Raw genomic sequence first — 9,879 nt, forward strand, 5'->3', positions numbered from 1 at the left:
TTCGAGCGGCGATGTGATGGGTGGACTGAACGGAAGACCATTTCGCCGCTTGGGCGGGGCCATGACGGGATACAGCGACGGAGTGTCGTCGAGATGGGGGAGCGAACGTTGGACGCCCTGGGTACGGTCGGACCTGCTGAATCTTCGGATGAAGGGGCGCAGGTGAGCGCGCACCCGCAGGATGCCGCACCGTTTCCGCTCTCGTCGGCGCAGCGTGGCATGTGGTTCGCTCAGCAGGCCGCAGGAGATGTTCCGCTCAACATCGCTCAGTACGTCGAGGTCGACGGTGTCCTCGACGTGGACGTCCTCACAGCGGCATGCCGATTCGCCGGCATGGAGCTCGGCTCCGCCTACCTGCGACTGATTGCCGATGACGGTCTTCCCCAGCAGATCGTCGATCGAACGATCGACGATCGCGTCGAGTTCATCGATCTCTCCGGGCACGAGGACCCGATCGCGGCGGCGCAGGCCTGGATGCGCAACGACTACGGATCCGCTCGTGACCTGTTCGTCGAGCGCCTCAACGTGTCGACGGTTCTGAAGCTGGCCGACGATCGCAGCTACTGGTACTGCCGCTTCCATCACATCTCCATCGACGGCTTCGGCGCGATGAACATGCTCAACCGCGCCGCGGAGGTGTACACAGCGCTCGTAGAGGGTCGGGAGATCGCTCCGGGCAAGGCTGCCGATCTCGTCGAGATCTACGAGGACGAGCTCGCCTACCGCAACTCCGACCGCTTCCAGCGGGACCGGGAGTACTGGATCGAGCGCGTCGTCGACCTGCCTGCGGCGCCCAGCCTCGCGGGCCGCACCGCGCCCGTCGACTCGCATGCCACCGTGGCGGGCAAGCAGGTACCGCCGTCCACGGCCGAGCTGCTCAGCGCGACGGCGTCCGCGAGCGTCGTCGGCGAGACCCCCGCCATCGTCGCCGCCTTCGCCGGCTACCTCGCCGCGATGACCGGCAACGCCGACGTGGTGCTGAGCCTGCCGGTCTCCGCACGATCGTCCGCGGTTCTGCGCAGGTCGGGTGGCATGGTGTCCAATGTCGTCCCGATCCGGCTGCGGATCGAGGGCGACACCACCGTCGAGGACCTGATCGGGAAGGCGAACCTCGAGCTGACCGGCGCCCTGCGGCGCCAGCGGTACCGGCACGAGGACATGCGCCGCGATGCCGGGACCGTCGACGGCCAGCGCGGTTTCTTCGGACCGTCGATCAACATCATGATGTTCCACCGCGAGATCCGGCTCGGTGATCTCACGGGCCGGTTCACCGTGCTCAGCACGGGCCCTGTCGAGGACCTGGCCGTCAACCTCTACCCGAGCGTTGCGGGCAAGAGCGTCCAGATCGACTTCGAGGGCAACCCCAACCTCTACAGCGCGTCCGATCTCGACGCCTACCACCACCGATTCCTGAGCTATCTCGAGCGCTTCCTGTCGGCGGCGCGCGATTCCGAGGTGCGCGGCATCGACCTCCTCGAGGTGGGGGAGGCGGAGCACCTCCGATCCCTCGGCGCGGGCGGGTCGGCCCCCTTCGAACCGAACATCATCGATCGCTGGGAACAGAGCGTTCGGCGGGACGCAGGCGCTGTCGCGGTTGTCGGGTCCGGAAAGTCCGTCACCAGGGGCGACCTCGACCGGCGCGCCAATCAGCTCGCGCGCGAGCTGATCACCAGGGGCGTCGGGGCCGACGACATCGTGGCGCTGATGGTGCCGCGGTCGGTGGACTGGGTCGTCGGGATGCTGGCCACGTGGAAGGCGGGGGCCGCGTACGCCTACGTCGACCCGACGCTGCCCACCGATCGGGTGCAGTCGATCCTGGAGGACTGCGCGGTGAGCTGCGTGGTCGCCACGAGCGCGTGGGAGCGGGCCGGATTCGACGGCCAGATCATCCTGCTCGACGATCCGATCTCGCAGGCCGCCGTCGCCGAACTCGATCCCACCGCCCCCGCGAATCGGTGGGCCGAGCCGTGCGCGGGCGAGCGCATCGCCTACGTCATCTCGACCTCGGGTTCGACCGGTAGGCCGAAGCCGACGCTGGTCCCGATGCACGGGTTCGCGAACAACGTGGACTGGTACCGCGGAGAGGTTGCGCTGCAGCCCGGCCAAGGCCTGCTCGTGGCCGGCTCACCCAGTTTCGATGCCACCCAGAAGAACGTCTGGGTGGGACTGTCGGAGGGCTGGTCGGTCCATCTCGCGGGCGATCCGTTCGACCCGGTCGAGGTCCTGGACATCGTCGACAGCGAGGTCGTGCGGGTCGCGAACATGGCGCCGAGCCTGTTCAACGTCCTGCTCGATCACGACACCAGGGGTGTCCTGCCCAAGCTCGATGCGGTCTTCCTCGGTGGCGAGGCCATGCGCATGGACCGGCTGGGTCATCTCGCCTCGGCAGGCACCCGACTGGTCAATCATTACGGTCCCACCGAGGTGACCGACATGACGACCTTCCACGAGGTGTCTGTCGACCACGCGAGCTACCCGGATGGGCGGATCCCGATCGGTGGGCCGCTGCCCAACGTCGATCTGTACGTCCTCGACGAGCACCTGCGGCCCGTCCCCGCGGGGGTGACCGGGGAGCTGTACGTCGGTGGTGCCGGTGTCGCGCGTGGATACGGCAACCGGTTCGGCCTCACCGCGTCGACGTTTGTTGCGGACCCCTTCCGCTGCGCTGGGACGCGCATGTACCGCACCGGCGACGTGGTGTGGTGGAACTCCGATGGCGAGCTCGAGTTCCAGGGCCGCAGCGACTTCCAGGTGAAGATCCGCGGACTCCGGATCGAGCTGGGCGACATCGAGGCCGCCGTCCTCGCGCACCCGGACGTGGTGGCGGCCACCGTGCTGGTCCACGAGAGCGATCTCGGGCAGCGACTGATCGGCTACGCCGTTCCCGCCGCGGGCGCCGACCTCGACGTCGCCGCCGTCATCGGTCACGTCGGTGAGCTGGTGCCCAGCTACATGGTGCCCGCATCGATCATCGTCCTGGATCGGCTGCCGCTGACCGCGAACGGGAAGGTGGACCGGAAGGCATTGCCGGAACCGGACTTCCGGACCCCGGTTTCCGCGTTCGTGGCACCGGCCACCGCGATGGAGAAGACCATCGCCGCGGTGTTCGCCGAGGTGCTCGGCCTCGACGAGGTCAGCGTGGAGGACAGCTTCTTCGCCCTCGGCGGCGACAGCATCATGTCGATCCAGCTGGTCTCCCGCGCCAAGGAGGCCGGCGCGGTGTTCACCACCCGCGACGTGTTCGACTGTAAGACGGTCGCGGGCCTCGCCGAGGTGGTCACGCGCCGTCAGCTCAGCGACGACGTCCAGTTCGTGCTCGACGAGTTGCCGGGCGGCGGCGTCGGTGACCTCCCGCTGTTGCCGGTGGTCCGGTGGATGGTCGATCGGGGGCGCTTCGATCGGCTGGCCCAGGCGGTCCTGTTGACGCTGCCCGATGCCGTCGACGACGGACACCTGCGGGACGCGCTGCAGTCCGTGCTCGATCACCACGATGCGCTGCGTTCACGCCTGTCGCGACATGCGGACGGGGAGTGGATCTTCCGGGTCGGCGAGCCCGGTGTGGTGCGTGCCGGAGACCTCATGCGCGCGGTCTCCCTCACCGTCGAGCCCGGTACCGATGAGTTCGAGGCCGCCGTCGACGAACTGCTCGACGCGGCTGCCGACCGGCTCGACCCCGCGGCCGGGGTGATGCTGGCCGTGGTCAGGACGACCTCTCCGTCCGGTGCGGGTCGCCTGCTGATCGTGATCCATCACCTCGCCGTCGACGGTGTCTCCTGGCGAGTGCTGATTCCCGACGTCGCGATCGCGTGGTCGAACACCGCCGCCGGACAGCCGGTGGCCCTCGAGCCGGTCGGCACCTCCATGCGCCGGTGGGCGCACGGCCTGTCCGAGGAGGCGGGCAGCGATGCCCGCGCGGACGAGTTCGACCGCTGGCGAGAGGTTCTCGACGGACCGGACCCCGTGCTCGGCTCGCGCGCGCTCGACACGGCCGTAGACACGGCGGAGACCGCACAGACGGTCCGGATCGACATCTCGCCCGAGGTCACCTCGGCCGTGATGACCAGCATCCCCCGTGCGTTCCACGGTGGCGTCAACGACGGACTGCTCTCGGCACTGTTGCTCGCGGTCGCCCGCTGGCGCCGCGACCGCGGCGTCGACGAGTCCTCGGTCCTGTTGTCCCTCGAGGGCCACGGCCGCGACGACGACGTGATCGCCGGGGCCGATCTGTCCCGCACGGTCGGCTGGTTCACCAGCATCTTCCCGGTTCGCCTCGACCTGGCGGGTGCGGATCTCGACGATGCGCTCGCTGCGGGTCCGGCCGCGGGTGCGGTGGTCAAGGCGGTCAAGGAGCAGTTGCTCGCGGTTCCCGATGGCGGCCTCGGCTACGGCATGCTGCGTCACCTCGGGGAGGCGACCGGGGCCCGGCTGGCCGCCATGGCGGAGCCGCAGATCATCTTCAACTACCTGGGACGCACGGCGTCGGTCGGCGAGCACCTGATCGGCGCTCCGTGGACGCCGGACGACTCCGTCGGCATCGGCGGATTCATGTCGACCACCGACGGCACGACCCCGCTGTCGGCGACCGTCGAGATCAACGCAGGCATCGAGGGCGAGGGCCCGAACGCACACCTCGCCGCCTCGTTCACGTTCGCGGGCGGACTGCTCAGCGAGGACGAGACCCGGTCGCTCGGTCACTGGTGGGCGTGCGCCCTCGAGGCGATCGCGACCTTTGCGAGCGGAAGCGACGCGGGCGGACTGACACCGTCCGACCTGAATCTCGTCGAGCTGTCGCAGAAGCAGGTCGACCGGCTCGAGCAGCGGTACCCGAAGCTCACCGACGTGTGGCCGCTGGCGCCGCTGCAGCACGGCATGTACTTCCATTCTCTGCTGTCCTCGGACGTCGACGTCTACACCGCGCAGATCCTGATCGAGCTCGGCGGCGACGTCGATGCCGATCGTCTCCGGACGGCCGGCCAGGCACTGATCGACCGGCACGAGAACTTCCGGACCGCCTTCGTGCAGGACGAGGACGGGGGCGAGGTCCTGCAGGTGCTGCTGCACGACGCGCAGTTGCCCTGGACCAACACCGACCTGTCGTCGATGGACCCGCAGGCCGCCGCGGTTGAGGTGGAGCGAATCCTGGAGGCGGATCGGACCACCCGATTCGATCTCGGTTCGGCGCCGCTGACCCGCTTCCACCTGATCAAGTCGGCGCCCGCGAAGTGGCTGCTGACGGTCACCAACCACCACATCCTGATGGACGGTTGGTCGACCCCGTTGATCATCCGCGATCTGCTGACCCTCTACGCGGCGGCCGGTTCGTCCGACGTGCTGCCGAGGGCCCGCTCGTACCGGGACTTCCTCTCGTGGCTGGCGGCCCAGGATGCCGAGGCCACCACGGCCAGGTGGCATCGGGTGCTCGCGGGCATCGAGGAGCCGACCCTGCTGGCGGCCCGCAGCGAGGCGGCCGCGGAGGACGCGGTGCCCGAGGAGGTGTCCGCGGCGCTGTCCGCCGACCTCGACCGGCGCCTGTCCGAGCTGGGTCGCTCCCTCGAGGTCACCACGAACACGCTGCTGCAGGCGGCATGGGGTGTGGTGCTCGGCCAGCTCACTGCCCGCGACGACATCGTCTTCGGTGCCACCGTCTCGGGTCGTCCGCCGGAGTTGGCAGGCGTGGAATCGATGGTCGGTCTCTTCATCAACACGGTCCCTGTCCGGATCGAGCTCGACGCCGAGGAGTCGGTCGCGGAGCTGCTCTCCCGCGTCCAGCGTGAGCAGTCCGAGACCCTCGGCCATCAGCACATGGGTCTCAGCGAGATCCTCACGGCGCAGGGCAAGGGAAACCTGTTCGACACCCTGGTGGTGCTCGAGTCCTACCCCGTCGATCGGCAGGGGCTGACCGAGCACTCCGACATCGCGGGCATGCGTCTGCTCGATGTCGGGGTCCGTGACGGCTCGCACTACCCGCTCGCGGTCGTCGGACTGCTCGGCGAGACGCTCGAGCTGAACCTCAAGTACATGCCGTCGGTGTTCGACCGTGCCGCGGTCGAGGGCTTCCTCGGCCGCCTCGTGCGGGTGCTCGAGGCGTTCGCGGCGGACCAGAATGCGCGCGTCGGCGGGATCGAGTTGCTCGGAGCAGACGAGCGCGCCCGGCTGGTACCGGTGCGCGGCACCGGTGCGGTCGCGGGATCGACTCTGCCCGAGCTGCTCTCGGCGGCGGCAACGGCCAACCCGCGGTCGGTGGCGCTGGTCGCAGGCGGCCGTGAGCTGACCTATGCCGAGCTCGACGAGCGCTCGAACCGGGTGGCGCGCGCGCTCATCGCGGCAGGCGTCGGCCCGGAGACGTTCGTGGCGTTGGCATTGCCGCGCTCGGTCGAATCCGTGCTCGGTGTGTGGTCGGTGTCGAAGGCGGGCGGCGCGTATCTGCCGATCGACCCGGGCTACCCCGAGGACCGGATCGCCCACATGGTGTCCGATTCGGGTGTGCGCATCGGGCTGACCGTCGCCGCGCACCGCGCCGGGCTGCCCGAGTCGGTCACCTGGGTCGTGCTCGACGATCCGCAGTTCATCGCGCGCTGCGAGGGCCTCGCGGTGGACGCCGTGGCCGACGAGGAGCGGCAGGCGCCGCTGCGGCTCGAGCACAGCGCCTACATGATCTACACCTCCGGCTCCACCGGGTTGCCGAAGGGCGTCGTCGTCACCCACGCAGGACTGGCGAACTTCGCGAGCGAGCAGCGGGAGCGGTATGCGCTGTCCGCGTCCTCGCGCACGCTGCACTTCTCCTCGCCCAGCTTCGACGCCTCGGTGCTCGAACTGCTGCTCGCGGTCGGTGCCGGAGCGACGATGGTGATCGCAGGACCGGAGATCTACGGAGGCGAGGAACTCCGCGCGCTCCTGGCGACCGAGGGCGTGACCCACGCCTTCGTCACCCCTGCGGCGCTGGCGACCGTCGATCCGTCCGGACTCGACACCGTCCGCACAGTCGTCGTCGGTGGCGACGCCTGCAGCCCGGACCTTGTGGCGCGGTGGTCCGTCGGCCGGGCGATGTTCAACGCCTACGGCCCCTCCGAGGGCACGGTCGCGACCAACATCAGCGACCGGCTCGTCGCGGGCGAGCCCGTCACCATCGGCGGACCGATCCGTGGCGTGTCGGCCGTGGTCCTGGACGCGCGACTGCGCCCGGTCCCGGTCGGCGTCGCGGGCGAGTTGTACGTCTCGGGGGTCGCGCTGGCCCGTGGTTACCACGGCCGGGCAGCCCTGAGCTCCGAGCGCTTCGTGGCCGACCCGTTCGGTGGGCCCGGTAGCCGGATGTACCGCACCGGGGACGTGGTGCGGTGGATCGAGGCGCCGGGCACGGACACCGGCCTGGCAATCGAGTATGTGGGCCGCAGCGACTTCCAGGTGAAGGTGCGCGGCTTCCGCATCGAGCTCGGCGAGGTCGACGCCGCGCTCGGCGCCCACGAATCGGTCGACTTCGCGGTCACGGTCGGGCGTCCCGGTCCGTCCGGCGACATCCTGCTGGCCTCGTACGTGGTCCCGGTCTCCGAGGAGGCGGTCGATGCCGCCGAGTTGAAGGAATTCCTGGGTCAGAGCCTGCCGGGGCACATGGTGCCCTCATCGATCGTGTTGCTCGACGCGCTGCCGCTGACGGTGAACGGCAAGCTCGATCGCAAGGCGCTGCCGGAACCCGAATTCGTTTCGGACGGGAGCGAATTCGTCGCGCCAGATTCTCCGGTCGAGGAACTGGTGGCCGGGATCTTCGCGGAGGTGCTCGGTCTGGATCGGGTGTCGGCGGCCGATTCGTTCTTCGCCCTCGGCGGGAACTCGTTGTCCGCGACCAGGGTGGTTGCCCGGGTCAACTCGGCGGCGGGCGCGGCACTCGGGGTGCGCGACCTGTTCGAGGCGTCCACGGTGCGGGATCTCGCGGCGCGCGCGGTCAGCACGGACGGACGTGCGCCGCGGCCCGCGCTGGCGGCGGGGGATCGGCCGGATCGCCTCCCGCTCTCGCTCGCGCAGCAGCGGATGTGGCTGATCAACCAGCTCGACACCGCGTCGCCGGTGTACAACATCGCGATCGCCGTGCGGCTGTACGGCAGCCTCGATTTCGACGCGCTCGGCTCGGCCGTGACGGACGTGCTCGCGCGCCACGAATCGGTGCGGACCGTCTACCCGGCGGACGAGGGGGTGCCGCGGCAGGTCGTGCTCCCGGTCTCCTCGGTCCCGATCGATCTCGACCCGGTGGAATGCGCGGAGGAGGCGCTCACCAGCGGGCTGGTCGAGTTCGCCTCCCACGGCTTCGACGTGACCTCGTCGCCGCCGCTGCGGACGCGGTTGTTCCAGGTGGGCGATCAGGAGTTCGTGCTCGCGCTGGTCGTGCACCACATCAGCGCCGACGGCGCCTCCATGGGGCCGCTGGCACGGGACGTCATGCTCGCCTACGGGCAGCGGGTCACCGGGCACGAGCCCGGCTGGGAGCCGCTCCCGGTGCAGTACGCGGACTATGCGCTGTGGCAGCGCGAGGTCCTCGGCGCCGAGGACGACCCCGAGTCGCTGGCCTCGCGTCAGCTCGACTTCTGGGAGCGGACGCTGAGCGGCATGCCTGCGCTGATCGAGCTGCCCACCGACCGGCCGCGGCCGGCGCGGCAGTCGATGGACGGCGGCAAGGTCGACTTCGAGATCGGCGCGGATCTGCTCGCCCGACTGCACGAGATCGCGCGCGGCAACGACGCCACGCTGTTCATGGTCACGCACGCCGCGCTCGCGGTGTTGCTCGCCCGTCTGACCGGCGGCGAGGACATCGCGATCGCCACCCCGGTTGCCGGGCGCGGCGAGGCCGAGCTCGACGGTCTGGTCGGGATGTTCGTGAACACGCTCGTCCTGCGGGCGGGGGTCGACCCGGGCGCGACCTTCACCCAGGTGGTCCAGCAGGCCAAGAAGGTCGACCTCGAGGCCTACGCGCACGCCGACGTGCCCTTCGACAGCGTGGTGGAGCGGCTCAACCCGGAGCGGTCGACCGCCTACTCGCCCTTGGCGCAGGTGATGCTCTCGTTCGAGAACCTGGGACGTCCGACCCTGGAGCTCCCGGACCTGACGGCGTCGGAGTTCGACAGCGGGTTGGTCGCGGCCAAGCTCGACCTGCAGCTGACCCTCGTGGAGAACCGGGACGCGGAGGGCAAGGTGACCAGCCTGTCCGCCTCGTTCAATTACGCGGCCGCCCTCTTCGACGAGGCCACGGTCTCGAGCTTCGCCGATCGCTTCCTGCGGATCGTGACGGCCGTGGCCGATGACGCCGAGGTGATCGTCGGCGACATCGACATCTGGAGCGCGCCCGTCGACGAGTCGCCGAGCATCGTGGGGCCCACCGTCGACGACCTGCCGGTGCTGGTCGCCGCGGTGGCCGAGGTGGTGCCCGCCGAGATCGCTCTCGAGCACGACGGGATCAGCGTCACCTACGGGCAGATGGACGAGCGCCTGAAGCTGCTCACCGCGTCGCTCGCGGACCGCGGCATGGCGGTCGAGGCCATCGTCACGACTGCCCTGACCAGCCTGGTGCCGACCATCCTGCTCGCCGCGGGCGGCAGCGGTGCGGGCGACGGCTTCGCCGACGTGGTCGACCGGCTGGTCGCCGACGCCGCGGCAGCGGCGGCACGACATTCGAAGGATCCGATGGTTCGCCTTGTGACCGGTCACTGATCCACAGCAGCGAGCCTCGTTGTGTCGGTCCCGTATGTTTAGCTGCGGTGATTCGTCGCATCGGACGGCTCGCTGTTCTGTGATGCGTAAACGAACGAACTAGCTCGAATGCTTCGGAGGAACTGTTGTCTGCTGCGGATCTGACTCGATCGATCGCCGCTCTCGCCTCGGACCGCCCGGACACGA

At 69.6% G+C, this 9,879-nt stretch carries 1 protein-coding gene; it reads left to right on the plus strand.

Annotated features, from left to right (window positions below):
• Window positions 1-162 precede the first annotated feature (162 nt).
• Window positions 163-9,693 carry a non-ribosomal peptide synthetase gene (locus ABIC28_RS01410; RefSeq protein ID WP_354577213.1) on the plus strand — a complete coding sequence of 3,177 codons (9,531 nt, stop codon included), beginning with the start codon at window positions 163-165 and terminating at the stop codon, window positions 9,691-9,693.
• Window positions 9,694-9,879: the final 186 nt, after the last annotated feature.

Source organism: Rhodococcus sp. PvR044, from assembly GCF_040548995.1.
GTDB lineage: Bacteria > Actinomycetota > Actinomycetes > Mycobacteriales > Mycobacteriaceae > Rhodococcus_G > Rhodococcus_G oryzae.